Source organism: Mesorhizobium sp. NPDC059025 (genome assembly GCF_042739655.1).
In the GTDB taxonomy this organism is placed as follows: Bacteria; Pseudomonadota; Alphaproteobacteria; order Rhizobiales; family Rhizobiaceae; genus Mesorhizobium.
The window spans coordinates 452,664-472,061 of sequence record NZ_JBHYIM010000004.1; the positions used below are offsets into that span (position 1 = coordinate 452,664).

Annotated in this window: 15 protein-coding genes and 2 pseudogenes; 15 read left to right on the top strand and 2 right to left on the bottom strand. The window is 57.2% G+C overall.

The annotated features are described in order from the left end of the window. Position 1: 1 nt before the first annotated feature. Both ACFWYE_RS13505 and ACFWYE_RS13510 read right to left on the bottom strand, forming a co-directional pair. Positions 2-253: a hypothetical protein gene (locus tag ACFWYE_RS13505; RefSeq protein ID WP_379111929.1), complete on the bottom strand. Its 252-nt coding sequence runs from the start codon at positions 251-253 to the stop codon at positions 2-4. Next, a complete protein-coding gene (locus tag ACFWYE_RS13510) occupies positions 253-1,398 on the bottom strand; it encodes an 8-amino-7-oxononanoate synthase (RefSeq protein ID WP_379111999.1) in 1,146 nt (381 codons plus the stop codon). The genes ACFWYE_RS13505 and ACFWYE_RS13510 overlap by 1 nt, the downstream gene beginning before the upstream one ends. Positions 1,399-2,360: 962 nt before the next feature. On the opposite strand from ACFWYE_RS13510, the gene ACFWYE_RS13515 reads away from it, so the two are divergent. The 15 genes and pseudogenes from ACFWYE_RS13515 (at position 2,361) to ACFWYE_RS13585 (ending at position 18,801) form a co-directional block, all read left to right on the top strand. After that, a complete protein-coding gene (locus tag ACFWYE_RS13515) occupies positions 2,361-3,881 on the top strand; it encodes a sugar ABC transporter ATP-binding protein (RefSeq protein ID WP_379111931.1) in 1,521 nt (506 codons plus the stop codon). A 124-nt stretch (positions 3,882-4,005) separates the two neighbouring features. Then, the gene (locus tag ACFWYE_RS13520) at positions 4,006-4,860 is read left to right on the top strand and encodes an ABC transporter permease (RefSeq protein WP_379111933.1); all 855 of its coding nucleotides are present in this window, start codon (positions 4,006-4,008) and stop codon (positions 4,858-4,860) included. 134 nt (positions 4,861-4,994) lie between these two features. Further along, complete coding sequence (locus ACFWYE_RS13525; RefSeq protein ID WP_379111935.1) at positions 4,995-5,813, top strand: ABC transporter permease; 819 nt, start codon at positions 4,995-4,997, stop codon at positions 5,811-5,813. A gap of 69 nt (positions 5,814-5,882) precedes the next feature. Next, complete coding sequence (locus ACFWYE_RS13530; protein WP_379111937.1) at positions 5,883-7,031, top strand: substrate-binding domain-containing protein; 1,149 nt, start codon at positions 5,883-5,885, stop codon at positions 7,029-7,031. Positions 7,032-7,150: 119 nt separating this feature from the next. Then, positions 7,151-8,362, top strand: coding sequence for a Gfo/Idh/MocA family protein (locus ACFWYE_RS13535; protein ID WP_379112001.1), 1,212 nt, complete (start codon positions 7,151-7,153; stop codon positions 8,360-8,362). After that, complete coding sequence (glk, locus tag ACFWYE_RS13540) at positions 8,359-9,351, top strand: glucokinase (protein WP_379111939.1); 993 nt, start codon at positions 8,359-8,361, stop codon at positions 9,349-9,351. Before ACFWYE_RS13535 ends, glk begins: the two co-directional genes overlap by 4 nt. Beyond that, complete coding sequence (locus ACFWYE_RS13545) at positions 9,341-10,384, top strand: SIS domain-containing protein (protein WP_379111941.1); 1,044 nt, start codon at positions 9,341-9,343, stop codon at positions 10,382-10,384. The genes glk and ACFWYE_RS13545 overlap by 11 nt, the downstream gene beginning before the upstream one ends. A 71-nt stretch (positions 10,385-10,455) precedes the next feature. Continuing rightward, positions 10,456-11,670 (top strand): ROK family protein, encoded by a 1,215-nt coding sequence (locus tag ACFWYE_RS13550; protein ID WP_379111943.1) that lies wholly within the window; start codon positions 10,456-10,458, stop codon positions 11,668-11,670. Positions 11,671-11,722: 52 nt separating this feature from the next. After that, positions 11,723-12,634: a sugar phosphate isomerase/epimerase family protein gene (locus ACFWYE_RS13555; RefSeq protein ID WP_379111945.1), complete on the top strand. Its 912-nt coding sequence runs from the start codon at positions 11,723-11,725 to the stop codon at positions 12,632-12,634. 342 nt (positions 12,635-12,976) lie between these two features. Beyond that, positions 12,977-13,771: an SDR family NAD(P)-dependent oxidoreductase gene (locus ACFWYE_RS13560; protein WP_379111947.1), complete on the top strand. Its 795-nt coding sequence runs from the start codon at positions 12,977-12,979 to the stop codon at positions 13,769-13,771. Between the two features lie 75 nt (positions 13,772-13,846). Further along, positions 13,847-14,641 (top strand): ATP-binding cassette domain-containing protein, encoded by a 795-nt coding sequence (locus ACFWYE_RS13565; protein ID WP_379111949.1) that lies wholly within the window; start codon positions 13,847-13,849, stop codon positions 14,639-14,641. Positions 14,642-14,739: 98 nt separating this feature from the next. Beyond that, positions 14,740-15,768, top strand: a pseudogene (locus ACFWYE_RS13570) (sugar ABC transporter substrate-binding protein). 99 nt (positions 15,769-15,867) lie between these two features. Further along, a complete protein-coding gene (locus ACFWYE_RS13575; protein WP_379111951.1) occupies positions 15,868-16,863 on the top strand; it encodes an ABC transporter permease in 996 nt (331 codons plus the stop codon). 236 nt (positions 16,864-17,099) lie between these two features. Next, positions 17,100-17,855 carry a hypothetical protein gene (locus ACFWYE_RS13580; RefSeq protein ID WP_379112003.1) on the top strand — a complete coding sequence of 252 codons (756 nt, stop codon included), beginning with the start codon at positions 17,100-17,102 and terminating at the stop codon, positions 17,853-17,855. 113 nt (positions 17,856-17,968) lie between these two features. Further along, positions 17,969-18,801 (top strand): annotated as a pseudogene (locus ACFWYE_RS13585) (fumarylacetoacetate hydrolase family protein). Positions 18,802-19,398: the final 597 nt, after the last annotated feature.

Genomic DNA, 19,398 nt, shown 5'->3' on the forward strand with positions numbered 1-19,398 from the left:
ATCAACTCCCTGAGAAAAGACCGGTATCAAAGTTCTTTCGAAAAGCTTGCCGTAGCAGGTTCGAAGTCAGCGGATCGGGTCTCGGTAGCCATTGGAGCGAGCGGACATGCGCCCGCTTGGCGATCATGCTTACCGGCCTCGTTTGCTTTTCGCCGGCGATGACGACAGCAAGAATTACAATGGACCGCGCGGGGAATGCGCCCTCTGAAACCGTCTTGCCGATATCGATTCCGGTGATGGCGAAGCGAGGCATCACGTCATCTCCTCCGCCATTATGGCGGCGAGCTGTGTGAACAGGCGCGAGATCGTCGGTTCGTTGACGTTCAGGGTAATGGCGATCCTAAGCCTCGCTGTGCCTTCAGGGACCGTCGGGGGGCGGATCGCGCGGATATCGAAGCACTCGTTACGCATGCGCGCCGCGATCCGCATGGACAAGACGTTATCGCCGATCGGAACGGGCAGTATCTGCGATCCGCTGCCACTGACGCCAAGCTCGGCAGCAAGTTTCCCATTGGCAAATGTCCGCAAAGCGCTCAGGCCGGTCCGGCGCTCGGGCTCGTCGGCAAGTACCCTCAACGCTTCGCGTACACCGGCCGCTATCAGCGGCGATGGTGCGGTCGAATAGATGAAACCACGGGCTCTGTTGACCAGATAATCGCAAAGCACCGCGCTGGCGCCAATCAGTGCTCCACTGACACCAAGCGCCTTGCCGCAGGTGTGGACAACAATGATGTTTTCGCGGTTTCCCAGTTCGTGGGCGAATCCGCGCCCGCCGGAGCCGAAGACACCGGTGGCATGCGCTTCGTCGACGACGAGGAAACTGTCATTGTTGTCGACGAGTTCTGCGAGTTCGGTCAAGGGTGATCGATCGCCGTCCATCGAGTAGAGGCTTTCCACGGCAATCCAGGCGTGACCGATGCCGCCGGCTCGCCGCCATCTCGAGATTGCGTCGGCAAAGCCCTGGACGTCGTTATGCGGTACTGAGACCACGGACGCTTTGCTGGCTGAAATGCCTTCATGGACGCTCGCATGCACCAGTGCGTCGTGAACGATGAGGTCGTTGCGCTGGGGCAACACCGAAAAGAGTGCTGCGTTCGCGGCATAGCCGGTCGCGAAGTAGAGGCAACGATCAGTGCCGAAATAGGCCGCAGCTTCCGCTTCCAAGGCTTCATGTTCAGGGTGATTGCCTCGCAGCAGCCGCGAGCCGCCCGAACCGATGGGCACGCCGCGCTCGACAGCTGCCGCGATGGCGGCCTTGAGACGCGGGGAACCGGCGAGCGCCAGATAATCGTTGGACGTGAAATCGATGCCAGCTGGTGATAGGAGCGCTCTATATCGCCCCTTGCGCTCCAGGCCCGCCAAAGTCCGTGCGTAGCGGTCGAGGGCGCTGCCGCTCATGCATTTGGCTCCTGCAACATCACTTTTACCATGGAAGAATCCGACATCCTCGTCTGGATGGTCTGCAGTCAGTTGCGCGTCGCCGACGGAGCTGTTGCCGCCGGTAAAAAACAGGGTGCCTGCATTACCTCGGTTACCTCCGTTCGACCGGCGGAAGGGCGCACATGCATTGCGCCATCGTGAGGCGTGGGTGCGCGACGGCTCGTGTGAAACCACTGGGCTCGCCCGCGCCACGTCGGTGAACCTCGATCCAGCGGATGGAATTGAGCATGTTGATCGGCAGGCTTTTGGACGGCGAGGGCAGATTGGCGAGGGTAACGAGCGTGGAAACCGGTCGTCCAACATGTCGCCCTTGCCAGGAATGCCGCCTGCGCAGATCTTGATCTCGGCATCGCGCACATTCGAAAGTGTTTCGAGGCGGTCAGCGAAGGTCCGGTTGGCGATGATCTGACTGTAGAAATGTTCCGACGGGTCGATTGTTTGATCATAGTGTGGAGGCCTACATGGGCGAACACGGCACTCTGCGCTGCTGGCGGCATGCCAAAAGTCACACATGTCTCCATGCCGAACGCCCTCATGTCGCGAACCCTGGCTACGATCGTTTCCCCGTCGCGCTCGTTCGGGCTGCGCCAAGGCCCGTCCATGCAGTAGCGCATGGTGCGCGCACTGTACGGACATGAGACAGGTCGTTGGACGATTATAGATTTTTTGAATTCGCGCAGGCTCCGTTGCTCTGTCATTGCCATCGATCCGCATGCCATCGATGGCCGCATCGGGCGTGTCCCTTGGTTCAGTTGGGTTATTATCGATAGAATCTATATTTATCTATAATTTCGATTTTGGTAAATGCAAGCGCGGGCTCGAGGTTGTTGTCGATTTTTGCCATCCCGAGATAAATTATTTTTCAAATCAAATTGACTTAATAAATACCCGTGTTTAAAGTTTGTTTGTCGGAGGGGCAAATGAACATCGCTGAAGATCGCGCGGCAGTCGGGCTGAACCCCATTCTCTCGCTGCGCAATATTACCAAAAGTTATGGCGCCATTCGCGCCCTTAAGGGCGTCAGTGTCGATTTTTTTCGCGGGCGCGTACACGGGCTCGTCGGAGAGAACGGAGCTGGTAAGTCAACGCTCATGAACGTGTTGACGGGTGCCGTCCTTCCCGACGAAGGCGAGTGTCTGCTGGATGGGCGCCGCATAGTTATGAACCATCCGCGCGCAGCTCAGGAGCATGGGATAGCCATTGTCCATCAAGAGTTGAATCTTTTCCCGCACCGAACCGTAACGGAGAACATATTCGCCGGTCGCGAGCGGGTAAAAGGCGGAAGGTTGCAGGTCGATGCAATGCGCTGCCGCGTAGCGGAGATTTTGCATCTGCTTGATCTCGATCTGGACCCCGATGAACGTGTCGCGGATCTCAGCATTGCCAGCCAGCAGATGATCGAAATTGCGCGCTCGGTGGCTTTCGACGCCAGTGTACTGGTTTTCGACGAGCCAACCGCCACCCTGGCGGATGATGACTGCCAAATTCTATTCAACCTCATCCGCAGATTGCGCGCCGACGGGCTTGCCATCGTCTACATCTCGCATCGCATGGCCGAGATATTCGATCTGTGCGACGAGGTCACCGTGATCAAGGATGGCGAGAAAGCGCTGTCTGCCCCTATCGCGGAGGTGTCGCCCGAGCGGCTGGTGTCGGCGATGATCGGGCGGAGACTCGACGAGTATTACCCGAAACGGCCTGGCCCGTCCCGGGATTCTGATATCGTTCTGACGGTGACTGGCGGCGGTGGCAGTGGCCTTTCGAACATCAATCTGGAGATTCGGGGCGGCGAGATTGCCGGTGTCTTTGGGCTGAAAGGCTCGGGGCGAAGCGAACTGGCATACGCAATCTGGGGAAGTCCGGGTTTTCAATCGGGCACGGTCACGATCGACGGAAATCCTTTGGATCTCGACAACCCCGCCAATGCCATGTGCGCTGGAATAGGTTTCGTTCCCGAAAACCGCAAAAGTGAGGGATTGGCGCTCGAGCAGGCCATCGGCGACAATCTGCTTTTGGCGTCACGCGTGATGGCTGGATGGTTTTCGAAACCCGGCCGTATTCGGGCCGACGTCATCGACGCGATCCTGGAACGTGTCGCGTTCGAACCTGCTGACCGAGGCGCGCCGGCATCCAGTCTTTCGGGTGGCAATCAGCAAAAGGTTGTCTTGGCCAAATGGTTGTTGACCGAGGCAAGAGTTCTCGTCCTCGCAGAACCTACCCGCGGCGTCGACGTCGGTGCCAGAGCAGTGATTTACGAGTTGCTGCGCAGGCTCGCGGATGAAGGGCGCGCGGTCTTGGTCCTGTCGTCGGAACTGCCGGAGGTGCTGGGGATTAGCGATCGCATTCTCGTCATAAGAGACGGGACGCTGACTGCCGAATTTCCGCCTGACGCGTCCGAGGCAGAAATTCTGCTTGAGGCGGGAGGACGAAGCCATGCTTAGCCGGTCTGCGAAGAAAGCGCCTTGGCGCAGGACGTTGTTCGCTGTGCCGCCAGTGCTGTGGGTTTTTTTGGCGATGCTGCTCATTTCCATTCCAGTACTTGAACTGTACGGGCGCGCTGGAGGTATGTCGTGGGCATTTCTGTCGAATATGCTCGAGCGGTCGGTAACGCTCGGCATCGTGGCGATCGGACAGACTTTCGTCGTCCTGGTGGCATCGATCGACCTGTCCGTCGGCTACGTCATTTCGCTGGCAGCGGTACTGGCGTCATTCATCATGCAGGGCGATCCAATCATGATCGCAGCCGCCATTCCGTTCATTCTTCTGCTCGGCATGGCAATCGGAACGGTGAACGGCCTGCTGGTGACCCGACTGGATGTCAATCCGCTTATCGCCACCCTCGGTGTCGGTCTCATCATCCAAGGCATTCTTAGCACGAGCTTCCAGAATTTCGCGGGCTCCGTGCCTGTCGAGTACCAGCAACTTGCTTATGGCCGGCCATTCGGCATTCCAGCGCCCGTTTTCCTTCTCTTGATACTCGTCGCGGTTGCAAGCTACGTATTGCATCGCACACGGTTCGGCGCGCACATGTATGCGGTCGGCGGCAACCGTCAGGCCGCGCGCCTTGCTGGCATTCGCACGGCAAACATCATCATCGGCGCTCATATGGTAACAGGTTTGATGGCCGCTGCCGCGGGCCTTTTCCTGGTCGGCAGGCTTGGATCGGGAGCTCCCTGGGTTGGCTCCGATGGGATCTACGATCTCGAATCCATTGCCGCTGCGGTCGTCGGCGGGACGCTGCTTGCAGGCGGCAAAGGCGGCATACTTGGGACGCTGGCAGGTGTTTTGATCCTCGGCTTCATCGACAGCCTGTTCAATCAACTGGGCGTGGATCCCTATCTCAAGCAGGTTCTGCGCGGGGCCATCATCATCGTCGCGGTCGCGGCATACTCGATCAGGTCCCGCGAGGAGGTCGCATGATGCGGAGTGCTTCCATAATTGTCAGGTCCGGTTTCTTGCGGAGGCTTAAATCCGTCGAACCCATCTACTTCATCTTGCTTGCGATCCTGGTTGCGATGGTGGTGTCCAATCCGATCTATCTCGACTATGGACCCATGATGCAGCTGTTGCGACGATCTTCGCCGCTTGTTGTTCTGGCGATCGGGCAGCTTCTGGTGATTGTGTCAGGGGGCTTCGATCTCTCGGTCGGATCGTTGATCACCTTTGTCATCCTCCTTAGCGCATTGCTGCTCAACACCAGTCCTGAGATGGTCTATCCGTGCATCTTACTGAGCCTTGCGATCGGGCTGGCATCAGGTGCCGCAAACGGTCTTGTCGTTTCGGTTGGCAAGGTGCCATCGATCATCGCCACGCTTGGCATGCTGCTGATGTTGCGTGGTGCGGGCTTCTATTTTTCAGGAGGTTCCGCGCGCGGCAATCTGCCCGACACGTTCCGCTGGTTTGGGCGTGAGAGTATCCTTGGCTTCCCGGTGGCTCTGCTCGTCGTGATCGCTTTCGCCGCCGTCGCATGGTTCCTCCTGCACAACACCAGCTTCGGCCGTCAGCTCTACATGGTGGGCGCGAATGCGCGCGCCGCGAGGCTGTCGGGCGTCAATGTTGCTGGTGTTCGCATTGTTGCCTTCATGTTTTCGGGCCTGAGCGCCGCGATCGCCGCCATTTTGCTCGGCGGATTCTCCGGTGTCTCGACCGCGGCGGGTGCCGGTTATGAATTGCAGGCAATCTCTGCTGCGGTGCTCGGGGGCGCGGTGCTGCTTGGCGGGCGCGGTTCGGTCCTGCCGGTCATCGCCGGAGCGCTGGCATTGAACGCGCTGTTCACGCTCCTCAACATCTGGGGATTCCCAAAGCCCCTTCGAGACGTTGTGCAAGGTCTGATCATCATCTGCGCGGTGGCCTACTCGGCCCGCAGAAAGTGAACGCCGTCAGAGCGGTCTCTGACATCCGGTCGGCGGGATGATGCGCCGAAGTTGAAGAGGGAGGACGTCATGCCATTACCAAGCAAGATAAAATCGATTCTGCCCGCCATAATCGCTATCGCGGTGTGTACCTCAGCGGCCGCGCAAGACAACAAGTTCTTCGATCAGGCGGAACATGACCGCCAGATCGCGATGCTGGACGCCAAGCCGATCGGAGATTCCGCCAAGCCCTGGCTGCAGTCGATGGCGGACAATTTCCGCGACACGTCTAGATATAAGAAGGACGGGCCCTGGACGGTGTGCTTTTCGAATGCCGGCATCTTCAACCCCTGGCAAGTCGTCGGCTACAAGACCATGCAGGAAGAGATCAAGCTTCATGCCAACGTCAAGGAATTCATCGTAACCGACGGTGAGGGAAAGGACGACAAGCAGATCGCCGACATCGATGATCTGCTCGCAAGCAACAAGTGCGACGTACTGCTGGTCACGCCCAACACCACTGCGGCACTGACACCTGCCGTCGAACGCGCCTGTGCCAAGCTGCCTGTCATCGTGTTCTCGCGCGGCGTTACCACGGAATGTCCTGTAAGCTTTATCACTCCGATCGGCGGCTATGCCTTTGGAGCACAGGCGGCACGTTTCATTGTCGATTCGCTGCCGCAAGGTGGCAACGTGCTGGCGCTTCGCATTTCTCCCGGTGTGGATGTTCTTGAAACCCGCTGGTCGGCCGCGGAGCGTATTTTTGCGGCAAACGACAAGATCAAGATTATCGGTTCCGAATTCACCAAGGACGATCGGGCGAAGGCCAAATCGATCGTCGAGGATTATCTTCAGCGCTTCGGCAAGATCGACGCCGTCTGGATGGATGCGGGTGCAACCTCCGTGGCCGCCATCGAGGCGTTCGAGGATATCGGCGTCGATATTCCGATCTTTACCGGTGAGGATCAGCAGGATTTCCTGGCTAAATGGAAGGAAAAGAAGCTTGCCGCGATCGCGCCGACCTACCCCACCTTCCAGTGGCGTACGGCAATCATCGCGGCGACTCAGATCCTGAGCGGCGAGAAAGTGCCTGGGCCGATTTGGTATCTGCCTCAGCCCACAATCACCGCCGAGACGCTGGACAGATACACCAAAGCCAACATGCCGCCACAGCATTACGCGCTTTGCGGTTGCGAGGACATGGTCGGCTATCCGGAAATTTGGGGTGGCACGAAATAGCCCCGCCAGCAACCGGCCGGGCCGTGTCTATGGGCCAGCCCGGCCACTACGGACAGCTGAAAACAAAGGAAGCGATCTTGTCCAAGGCATTCACCGAATTGAAGACGTTGCGCATCGGCATGATTGGCGCCGGCTTCATCGCAAATTTTCACCTTGAATCGTTGGTTTCAGTTCGCAATGTCGAGGTGCGGGGCATCTATGGTCCCACCAAGCAGCGAAGGGAGGCGCTGGCCGCCAAAGCCAATGCCTTGAAGCTTGGACCTTGCGTTGCGTATCAGGATCTCAATTCCATGCTTGCCTCCGGCGAGATCGACGCCGTGTGGATACTTGCGCCCAACTATGTGCGTCTCGAGACCATGCGCGCGATCCGCGACTTCGCTATCGCCAATCCCGGCGTGCTGCGCGCGGTCGCCTGCGAAAAGCCCCTTGCCCGGACACTCAGGGAGGCGGAAGAGATGTTGCACCTTGTCGAGGAAGCAGCGCTCCTGCACGGTTACCTCGAAAACCAGCTCTTCGCGACCGCAGTCGTGCGCGGCAAGTCCATTCTTTGGGCGCGTGCGGCTGCGGCTGCCGGGGCTCCCTATGTCGCGCGGGCGACCGAGGAACATGCCGGTCCTCACGAACCATGGTTCTGGCAAGGCCAGCGCCAAGGCGGCGGGGTGCTGCTGGACATGATGTGCCACAGCGTCGAAGTCGGTCGCTTTCTTCTGACGGCCCCCGGCGCGGCGCGGCAGACGCTGAAACCCAAATCGGCGACTGGCACGGTCGCGACGCTCAAATGGAACAGACCGGACTACGCCCGTTCGCTGGCAACCGGCATGGGCGGCGACGTCGACTATCTAAAGCGGCCTGCAGAAGATTTTGCGCGCGGCACCATTGTCATGACGCGCGATGACGGAACGGATGTGGTGATCGAATGTGCCACATCCTGGGCCTACATTGGCGCCGGTCTGCGCATTCAGCTCGAGGTGCTCGGGGCCGAGTATTCAATGGAATACAGCTCTCTTGGATCAGGATTGAAGGTTTTTTTCTCGCGCAATCTCGCAGGCGAAGCGGGCGAGGATCTGGTCGAGAAGCAGAATTCCGAACAGGGCCTCATGCCCGTGGTGGAAGACGAGCACGGCACATATGGCTATACAAATGAAAACCGAGAAATGGTCGAATCCTTCCGCATGGGACAAATGCCGTTCGAGACGTTCGCGGACGGCGTCGAGGTCGTGCGAATGCTGATGGCGCTTTATAAATCCGCGGAAGAGGGCCGGACTGTCGAATTCGACAAGGAAGACCTCACCGATTTCGTGCCCGCCGTAGCGCGAGAGGTGGAGTTTTGAGTGCGCCTGCTGTCCTTGTCGGCGATATTGGAGGCACCAACGCCCGCTTGTCCGTAACGGAGGGTGACCGTCAGCTGTCCCCTGTTGTCTTGCGATGCAGCAATTTTTCGTCGCTCGAACAGTTGCTGGATCACGCGATCGTGGCGTTCGGCGTCAAAATCGGTGAGGCCTGCATCGGTATCGCCGGTCCCGTCATCGGCGACGAGGTGAATATCACCAATAGGGGCTGGACGTTTTCCATTGAAGGCACACGCAAGACGCTGCGCCTTGACCGCTTTGTCGTCGTCAACGACTTCGCGGCCCTGGCCGCGGCTCTTCCCAAGCTTGACGCTAACAGTCTGGCCAGAATTGGCGGGGTCAGCCTGCGGCCATCGATGCCCCAACTCATCATCGGCCCGGGAACCGGTTTGGGTATGGCTGTTGTGTTGCACGGCGATTCTACAAAACCCCTCATTCTGTCGGGCGAGGGCGGATATGTCACCTTGCCCGTGCATACGGAAAGGGAGATTGCCGCTTGGCAGGTCTTGCGCGCGCGTCATGGCCGCGTGTCGGCCGAACGCGTTTTGTGCGGCAGCGGTATTGTCGAATTACACAAGGCGCTTGCGGCTGTTGATGCCACCGACACTGCCTCCGGCATCTCGTCATATGATATTGTGGAGCGCGGCGTCGCGGACGCGTTTTCCCGGGAGCGTGAGACACTCGAAATGTTTCTGGGTCTGCTGGGCGACGTATGCGGCAATGCTGCGCTCACCTGCGGCGCGCGCGGCGGCATATTTCTGAATGGCGAGCTTCTCATCCAAATGGCTCCGTTGATTCCGGGCAGCAGCTTGCGAGAGCGTCTGGAAGGAAAAGGGCGGGGACGTCCTTTTTTGGCCGACGTCGGCACCTTTATAATCACGGATCGTTTTGCAGCCTTAAAGGGGTGTGCACGGATCCTGGCAGGCAACGAACACGTTTCTGATAGGCTGGGTGGCGATTATGCCGCTTGACCCTTCCGCCGATCGCAAGACGCAGATGGCGCGCGAGATCGACCAGATTCCCGATTGCGTAGCAAAGCAATTGGATACGTATCTTCCGCATTACATAGACACAGGACGCCGACTTCGTCGACAGTCGCCTTGTGCAATGGCGACAGTGGCGCGTGGAAGTTCCGATTGCGCCGCATCCTTCCTGAAACATCTGGTGGAGTCGCGGATCGGCATTCCTGTCGCTTCGGTTGGACCCTCACTGTCGTCCATCTATAGGCGGCCGCTGCAGTTAAGCGGCATGGTATCCTGGGCAATTTCGCAATCGGGAGCCAGCGATGATATCAATGTGCTGCAAGCCAGCAATCGTCTCGCGGGCGCCCTTTCGATTTCGCTTGTGAACAGTCCGCAATCGCGCCTTGAGCAGAATTCTGACATCGCGCTGCCGGTGGGTGCCGGGCCCGAACTGGCGCTGCCGGCGACGAAAAGTTTTGTGTGCAGCCTCGTCGCTATTGCGGCCGTCGTTGCTGAATGGTGTGGCGATGCCGATCTGGCGCTTTCGCTGAAAAGCTTGCCGGATATCATCGAGCAATCCGCGCGAACGGATTGGGAGAATGTGGCGAAAGCGTTCTCCCAAGTCGAAAGCGCGATTGTCCTTGGGCGAGGCATAGGGTTCTCGATCGCCTGCGAGGCGGCACTTAAATTGAAAGAGACAAGCTACATCTTCGCGGAAGCCTTCAGCGCCGCGGAGGTCTGGCATGGCCCGGCGGCCTTGTTGGTACCGGAGCGTCCGGTTGTGCTGTTTGCCCAGTCGGACAGTGCGCTGCCTGGTGTACTTGAGACCGCGCAAAAAGCGCGTTCGATGGGTGTTCGGGTGTTTGTTGCCGGTCGTGAAAAAACCGTTGATTGGCTGCCTGTTCCCAAAACACCCAACAGCGTTTTGGAGTCAATTGCCATGATTTCGCGCTTCTATCGCCTGGCTGAATGCGTTGCGGGCAGCCGTGGTACTAATGTCGATTCACCGAGGAGCTTGAAAAAGGTAACTATTACGGTCTAGCGGCATCTTCGGGATGAACACTTGCACTGACACGCACGTGACATCCTGTCGGTTGCATGACGGGACTGCCCATGGATTCGAAGAATGCGCAGGCATTTTCTGGTGCCAATTTGGAGAACGCTCGTGATCATAACCGGCGTGTTGCGATTGAAGCTGTTCGCGTGAACGGCACGCTCTCGCGTGCCGATTTGGCGCGGATTACCGGCCTGTCGGTGCAAACCGTGTCCAATATTGCGGATGAACTCGTTGCTGGTGACTTGCTCGTTGAGAGTCTGGTTCAGATTCGATCCCGCGGGAAACCGCCAAAGCTGCTCTCCATCAATCCAAATGGCGCTTACTCTATAGGCCTTCAACTTGATCATAATTGGTTGATTGGCATGCTGCTTGATCTGTCAGGGAGAAGGTGCGGAGAAGTCACGGTTCGGGTTGCCAGTCCGACCCCGCAGCAGGGATTGCCAGCGCTCGAAGCTGCCACGAGACAGTTGGTTTCAAATGCGGGTATTACGCTGGATCGCGTCTGTGGCGTCAGCGTTGTCATGCCCGGCCCCTTCGAGGTGGATCAGGTTCTCGCAAATGGCCCCACGGTTTTGCCGGATTGGGGCGATGCTCCAATCTCCGAATGGCTGTCGCAGCGGCTGGGACTGCCAGTCTATCTGGAGAATGACGCGACCGCTGCTGCCATGGGCGAACACTATTTCGGTGTCGCTCGTCAATATCGCAATGTGGTCACGATCTTTGTTGGCACCGGTCTCGGTGGCGGCGTCCTCGTCAATGGTCAGCCCTATCGAGGCACCTTTGGCAACGCCGGTGAAATCGGCCATATGGTTGTCTATCCCGATGGAAAGCGATGCTACTGCGGCAACCGCGGCTGTGCGGAAACTTATCTGTCAATCCATTCCGCTTTCGAGCATCTCGGTTATCCGAGCGCACCGGCCGTCTATGACGAACTCCTGGACCGTTTCGGTTCGCAGGATCCGGAATTGCAAACATGGATGGAAACGGCCGCGACCGTGCTGCGCATTCTCGTGGTGAATCTTGAGAATTTGTTCGATCCCGAAACCATCGTCATCAATGGTTTTATGCCGCAACCGATACTTGCCGAGCTCGAGCGACGGGCTACCCCGCTGCCGCCGTCCGTGTCCTCTCGAAGACAACGGGCAGCGCCGAGGTTGATTTTGGGGGCTGTTGGACAGGAAGTGGCCGCCCTTGGAGCAGCCGTTCTGCCACTGTTTTACAGCTTCGGCCATCTGACGCCGGTTGGCGCTGCGGTACCGATAAAGATCTAGAGTCGGACCTGTGAGCAGGTCCTGCCCCAATTTTCCAGTTGAGGGGAAGGCAATGGCGCCTACATTAAGCATAAACAATGGCTTTGCCATGAAGCGTTGGCCAGAACCGGAGGTCTGGGCTGCGTTGGTTGCGGAGCGTCTTGGCGTGAGGGACGTACAGCTCTCGCTTGATCTGGTCGACCTCTCCGGTTCGGCTGCGCGATTGGCGGCCCAAGCCTCGCGGATCCGCGCCGCCTGCGCGAATGAGGGCATTGTCGTTTCGAGCGTCTTTTCGGGGCTGGCCGACTATAGCGCCAATATGCTTCTTCATCCCGAAGCTGAGATGCGCCTCGCGGCACTGGAGCGGTACAAACGCGGTATCGATCTATGCGCTTCAATTGGCGCCGATACGTTCGGAGGGCATATGGGTGCGTACAGCGTGGCTGACTTTCGCGATCCCACAAGACGAAACGCGTTGGCGCAAGAGCAATTGGAGCACGTCGCAAGCCTTGCCAGCTACGCAGGAGACGCCGGATTGCGTTACCTTTTATGGGAACCCATGCCTGTCGCGCGCGAATTTCCCAGCAGTATTTCGGAATGTCTTGGCCTGGCTGCACGCTTCGAGGAGATGCATGGCGCCAGCGTCGCATTCTGTTACGATATAGGTCACGCGTGTCGGCCCGATCTGCCGCCAGCCGAGCAGGATCCGTATCTGTGGCTGGCTGAATTAAGCCATCTTAGTCCCATCGTTCATCTGCAGCAGACCGACGGTCGGGGTGATCGCCATTGGTGTTTTACCGAGGAGACAAATTCGATCGGGATTATTCATCCGAAGGCGGTTCACGATACATTGGCAAATGCAGCCGCCTCGGCGGTCAGGCATCTTACCCTGGAAGTCTTTCCAGCTTTTGAAGCCGAAGACGACAAGGTGCTCGACGACCTTGTCAGCAGTTGCCGTTATTGGGTGTCGAATCCTGGAAATTGAGAGCGCAACGCTGCTTTCCCACCGTCATGGCGAGCGGCTCCGACGAACCAGGACCGTCGTGCCAAATTCATCAGGCTTGGATAGCCCTGCAGGCGCGCTTTGACATGAAGTGTTTTGGAGCGTTGCGGATACGGCAACGCTGTGCGTTAAGCTTTGCTCTTCTGCGGAACGCCTTTGTCCGCGATATTTCTTTCACGCAGGTGACCCCGGGCAGGTGTCGCGGGATGTGCGTGTTTGTTGTCGTTGAAAAGGTCCGATGCCGCCGATGTTGCGTTTCTTTTATCCTTCTGGGCACGTCTGCTCTGTTTCGTGTGCGGTTGCCGACCTTGCCGAGGTCCGGGCATGAGTGCTCTTGACCTGTCTGGAAAGGTAGCCATCGTCACTGGTGCGCAGCGCGGCATCGGGCTCGGGATCGTGACGGAGCTCGCACGGGCCGGGGCAGAGGTATTTTTGACCGGTATCGTGGACGCCGATGGAGAAGGTGCGGCCGGGAGGCTGCGCGAAACCGGTCTCGATGTCACCTATCGCCGCATGGATGTCACGCGGGAAGAAGAGGTCGCGGGCGTTATCGGGGCGATCGTGGAAGAGAAGGGCCGGATCGACATTGCCGTCGGCAATGCCGCGATCTACCCCCATACGTCCATTGTCGACATCGCGCCTGACGAGTGGGATGCCGTGATGGCGGTCAACCTCAAGGGGCCTTTTCTGTTGACCAAGGCCTGTGTGCCCTATTTCAAGCGGCAGCGCAGTGGCCGGGTCGTTTTCATTTCCTCGATCACGGGCACCCGGGTCGCCCAGCCGGGTTATTCCCACTACGCCACCAGCGAGGCTGGCGTGCCCGGCTTCATGCGCACGGCGGCACTGGAATTCGCGCCCTGGAACATCACGCTGAATGCGGTGGAGCCGGGCAACATCGTCACCGAGGGTGTGCTTGAACATCAGTCGCAGAGCTTTGTGGATGCCCAGCTCGCCGCCGTGCCGCTGCACAGGCTCGGCACGACACGGGAGGTCGCACAGACAGTGCGCTTCCTGGCTTCCGACGAGGCCGGCTACATCACCGGCCAGACCATCGTCATCGACGGTGGTCAGACCTTGCCCGAAATGGCCACCGCTATCTTGCCGAAGGCCAGCGGGTGAGGGGTTATCGTCGCAAGATCGTAGCAGCTGCTGCGGAATGCAGCAGTGAAACAATACAATACAGGGAGCTGCCGGATGAGCGAAACACCTCTTCTCACGCTTGATTGCATCACGAAGAACTATGGTGCCATTGAGGCATTGCGGGGCATATCCTTCTCGATAGGCCGCGGCGAAGTGGTGGCGCTGCTTGGCGACAACGGCGCTGGCAAATCGACGTTGGTCAAGATCATCTCAGGGGGCCAATCGGCCACATCTGGGCAAATGATCTATGAGGGCAACGAAGTTGTGTTTTCCTCTCCGGCCGAGGCGAAGGCAGCCGGTATCGAGACGGTTTACCAGGATCTTTCGCTCTGCACCAACATCGATGTGGTCGCGAATTTTTTCATGGGCCGTGAAATCGTAAAAAAGATGTTTGGGGTTCCGATCCTTCAGGAGCGGGAGATGGAGAAGGTGGTGGCCGCCGCGCTGACGGATGCGGGCACAAGGATACCTTCGCTGCGCACCAATGTGGAGCATCTTTCTGGCGGACAGCGTCAAGCGATAGAACTCAACCGTTTCGTGCATTGGGGCGGCAAGCTGGTTTTGCTCGACGAGCCGTTCGCGGCGCTAGGTGTCGAGCAGACGAGGCGCGGCCTGGAGATGATCCGTCGTATCGCTTCCCAGGGCATCGGCGTGGTCATTATCACACATACTATGGCGCAGGCTTTCCAGGTGGCGGACCGCATGGTGGTAATCCGCCAGGGCGTTGTTGCAGGCAACGTCAAGACCGGTGACACCACTGCCGATGAAGTGGTTCGCATGATTACCGGTGAGGCTGTGGGCGGCGGCCCGATGGTTGGCGGCAAAGCCATGGCTCGCGCTAGCCTTTAATACAAAGGGTCGGGAACAGGCCCAAGTTGAAGTTACGTTCCGGTCATGGTGGCCGGGACGTTCAGATAGAAAAATGGGAGAAATTCATGAAACGAAAGATGATGGTTCTGGCAGGGGCCGCTTTTGCGCTGACGACCATGCTGTCTTCGGCATGGGCTGCCGACAAAGGCAAAATCTACTATCTCGTGCCGTCGCTAATCGACCAGTTTCAGAGCGAGTCGGTCAAAGCGATCGAGAAGTTCAACAAGGATGTCGGTTATGAAACGGTTACGCTCAATGCTGACAACAAGACCGATCTGCAGCAGAGCCAGATGAACGACGCGATCGTTCTGAAGCCCAAGGCGATCGTCATCGCGCCTGTGGATTTTAATGCAATGAAGCCCGGTATCGAGAAAGCGCGTGCCGCAGGCATCCCGGTGATGATTTTCGACCGCCAGGTTACCGCCACCAAATCTGACTTCACCTCTGTAGCCGGCACAGTCCAGATTGGTCATATCGCCGCCGATGAAATTGCTCGTCTGCTCAAGGAGAAAAATGGTGATGTGAAGGGTAAGGTGCTGCAGGTCCTTGGCGACCCTGGAGATTCCTACACCCTCGATATCCAGAAGGGGTTTGACGAAAAAATATAGGCCCATCCAGGTGTAACCGTCATATCCAAGCCTGCTATGCAGTGGGAGGCGGCGAATGCCGGCTCTATCGTTGCGGATCAATTGCTGGCAAATCCTGACATTGATCTTGTTTTTGTGCATGCCGCTTTGTTGGCACCTCCGGCTGTCGCTTCATTGGAGGCAGCTGGTAAGAAACCTGGCGATGTCTTGTTGGTTTCTTCCAATGGCGATCCGCTGGGCCTTGATCTGATCCGCAAGGGCTGGGAGCAGGTCGAAGTGGAGCAGCCGCTCTACGCACAGGCGGCAGCTGTCGCAATGTTTGCCGACAAAGTAGTGAACAAGCAGGAATTGAAGCCCGGTACTTACGACGTGCTTGGTCTCAAGGCTGAACTGACCATTGAGTCATGGGGGCCGAACCTGAAGATTCCTGGTGCGGCGATTACCAAGGAAAATGTCGATGACCAGCGCTTCTGGGGTAATTTGAAAGCGCCGACGATAACCGTAAAGGCTGTCGAATAAGTCGTTGCTCTGCAGCAGTCGGTAATCTGTTTTTGGCAGAGTAAGAGCAGATTCCCGGCTACGATTAGTTACAGAAATCTCTTTGTTGGAAAATTGATCATGAGCCTTAGTCAGCGCCGGGCAATAGAGTTCGTATTAGATAATCTTGTCTGGTTCATCCTTGTTATCGTACTTTTCATTTTTTCGGCGACAATTCCTGCTTATTTTCAGATCGGTATTTTTGCGAATATTATTGAGCAGTCTACGTTCGTTGGGATTTTGGCGATTGGCTTGTCGCTGATCATCATTGCCGGTCACATGGATTTGTCGATCGAATCGGTCATGGCGTTGGCTGCGATGGCAACTGGGATTTTGTTTGCTTCAGGCGGTGTTGGTCTTGGTATCGCTTTCACGCCCGAATGGCTGGTCGTGCCAATCTCGCTTGCGCTTGCGCTTACGATCGGCGGCGCAATTGGTGCTTTTAATGGTTTGCTTGTCGTGCGGCTGAAGATGAATGCGTTCATCGTGACGCTCGCCTCCTACATCTGGGTCCGCGGCTTGGTTGTGGCGGTTTCGGGCGGCCGTTCCGCGCAGGATCTTCCGCCTTCAATCCGGGTCATCGCCATTGATCGTTTCCTGGCGATCCCGCTGATTGCGTGGATATCGATCGTCGCCTTTGTCGTTTTTGGTTTTGTTTTGAGGCGTACGCCCTTTGGTCGCCATCTGTTCATGATCGGCGGTAATTCGATTGCGGCTTTCAGGGCGGGCATTGGCGTTGGTCGACTTACGTTTACCGCTTTTATGCTTGCGGGAGCGACAGCCGGGTTGGCTGGATGGTTGCTTGCAATCCGCACGTCAGGCGCAACCGCCAACCTCGGCATTGGCATGTTGTTTCAGACTTTCGCGGCGGTGGTGATCGGAGGTGTCAGCTTGAATGGCGGTGTCGGCAACCTGGCTGGCGTCTATGCAGGTGTTCTGCTGCTTTCAGCCATCCAGACAGCGATTAATCTGATGGGGATGCCGGCGCATTACACGCAGATGATTCAAGGTGGCATGGTGCTTGCGGCTGTGTTGCTGGACGCTGTCAAGTTGCAAATAAGGAAGAAGATCGCATGATTGTCGAGAAATTTATTCTTTAGCTTTGCTGGAATCGGAGCCGAAGTTCTTTTTCATCAATCGGAAGAGATTGGGCGGGTAGTCGAGTTTATCCGGCCATGGGGTGAAGGCTAAATAGCATTCGAGTTTTGAATCGCGATCGGCGGTGGATCGCGAAGGGATTTGTTGTGGGTTTTGCTGCCGCAATAGCGTGCGCGAAATCAATGTTGACATACAGTTGCTGAACTCAAGGAGATATCATGAACACGAGAGACTTCACTCAGGGTGGTTATCGTTATGTGCCCGGTGTCTTTCAATATTCGGCAGGTGTTGCTGCACTTCCAGGTTACACCATTGAACGTGTGCGGTTCGTTGAACCCGTTCCGCTTCAGGCTGCTTTTGGCCGTATTGCGGAGGTCATCCAGAATGCCGGCCGACCGTTGACGTCGTTTTGTGCCTGCGAGTTGCGGTCACCGGCTCCGTTCACCGAAGACGGTTTCAGAGCATTAAATGAAGTTTATGCTCGCACACTCCAGGATTGGGGATTGTTTGAGAACGGTGACAACCCGGTCGCCCGTAGCAATGTTTGTCCTGAGATTGCTCCGCCGGCGGAGCCGAGTTTTCATGCTTTCTCTTTCGTGCGGGTTTGTGCGGAAGCCGCGCCGTCATTTGTGGTGGCCGGTAGCGGCGAGGTGCCCGAAGGTAAGGACAGCTATAATGGACATACTATCGCTTTGGGGGATACGTCCCCCGGCGGTATGCGCGAAAAAGCACGGTGGGTACTTGGCGAAATGGAGCGCCGCATGCACGCTCTTGATGCCGATTGGGGCGATACGACAGCGGTCCAGCTTTATACAGTTTACGACATTCATAGTTTCCTAGCTGATGAGATCGTGAAACGAGGCGCAGCAAGACATGGGTTTACTTGGCACTTCAACAGGCCACCCATTGTCGGGCTCGACTATGAGATGGATTGTCGAGGCGTAGCGCATGAACGCGTAATCGAGCTTTGACAATCCAGCCTGGCCTCTGTGCCAAGTTTGAGCAACTGGAATGGCGGTGGTGCTCGGCGCAGGCGTTCTGATGTCTGCTCTGGTATTCAATTGATCTTTCGAAAGCTAGAAACATGAAACTCTGCCGCTATGGTGCGCCCGGTAAGGAAAGACCCGCTCTTGTCGACGGTGATGGTTGTTTGCGCGATCTTTCAGGCTTTTGTACTGATATTGATGCGCAGTATCTGTCGCCGGAAGGTCAAGAAAAACTTGCTGCGATTGATCTTTCTGAATTGTCGGTCGTAACCGGCAACCCGCGTTTTGGCGTGCCCTTTTCCGGAATGTCCAAGTTCATTTGCATTGGTCTGAATTATTCCGATCATGCGGCTGAAGCCGGCCTGCCAGTTCCGAGCGAGCCTATCATTTTCTTGAAGGCCCCTTCGGCCCGGTCGGGTCCGGATGATCCGATCGTGCAGCCACCGCACTCGAAGTTGAATTGGGTGTGGTGGTTGGTCGTCAAGCTCGCTTTGTCGATGCGGCGGATGCTCTGGATTATGTGGCGGGATACTGCGTGGTGAACGATGTGTCAGAGCGCGGTTTTCAAACGCAGTCCACGCAGTGGGACAAGGGCAAGGGTTGTGACACTTTCGGGCCGGTTGGACCATGGTTGGTGACGTCCGACGAGATTGGTGACCCGCAAAACCTCGATATGTGGCTGGATGTAAATGGTGTGCGCATGCAGTCCGGCAGTACCAGCACGATGATCTTTGGCGTTCGGGAACTTGTTTCCTATTGCAGCAGGTACATGACATTGTTTCCTGGTGATCTCATCGCCACCGGCACACCGCCTGGTGTAGGGTTGGGAATGAAGCCGGTGCCGGTGTGGCTAAACCCTGGTGACTGCGTTCGTCTCGGTATTGCAGGACTTGGGGTGCAGCAGCAGCGGATTGAGAAGTTCCGAGCCTAGGAAAAAATATCATGCGTAAGCAAGGCGTTTTGGAGTTTGCACACCCAATCTGAATGATGATTTCTCGATTGTTGCACAAAGTCGCCGATTTCGATCTGTCGAAGGAAGCTGGGAGCTTTTGGTGCGTGAGCTGGTCCCAGTCTGGTGCAATCCAACCCGCGCGGGCCGACTTAAAAACATCTGGTGCTTGTTTTATTTTACGTGGAAGTGTCTTTCAGAGACCCGTCACCGACGGCGGTCGTCATCGGAACATTTACGGTGCACTCGGTGGCTCCGGACTATGTGAAGACCGATCTGGTTAGGCTTGCACGCTTCATAACACCGGAGGGGGGACGAGGCTGTCGGTTGCTGAGCAATCGCTAACAAAATGCGGACATCAACCTCAACACTAAACGCTGAAGGAATTCGCCTACGATACCTCGTTAACTTCTGTGCAGATAGCTAAACCGGTGTTGGAGCCATCCGGCCATTATACCTGGTGTGGAACAACCAATTGACTTGATCCTTCGCCTTCCGCGCCATTCTGGGTCAAGGCGAGAGGCAGTCTCAAGATGACGAGCGTGCCACCACTCGAACGATTCTGAAACGACATCGATC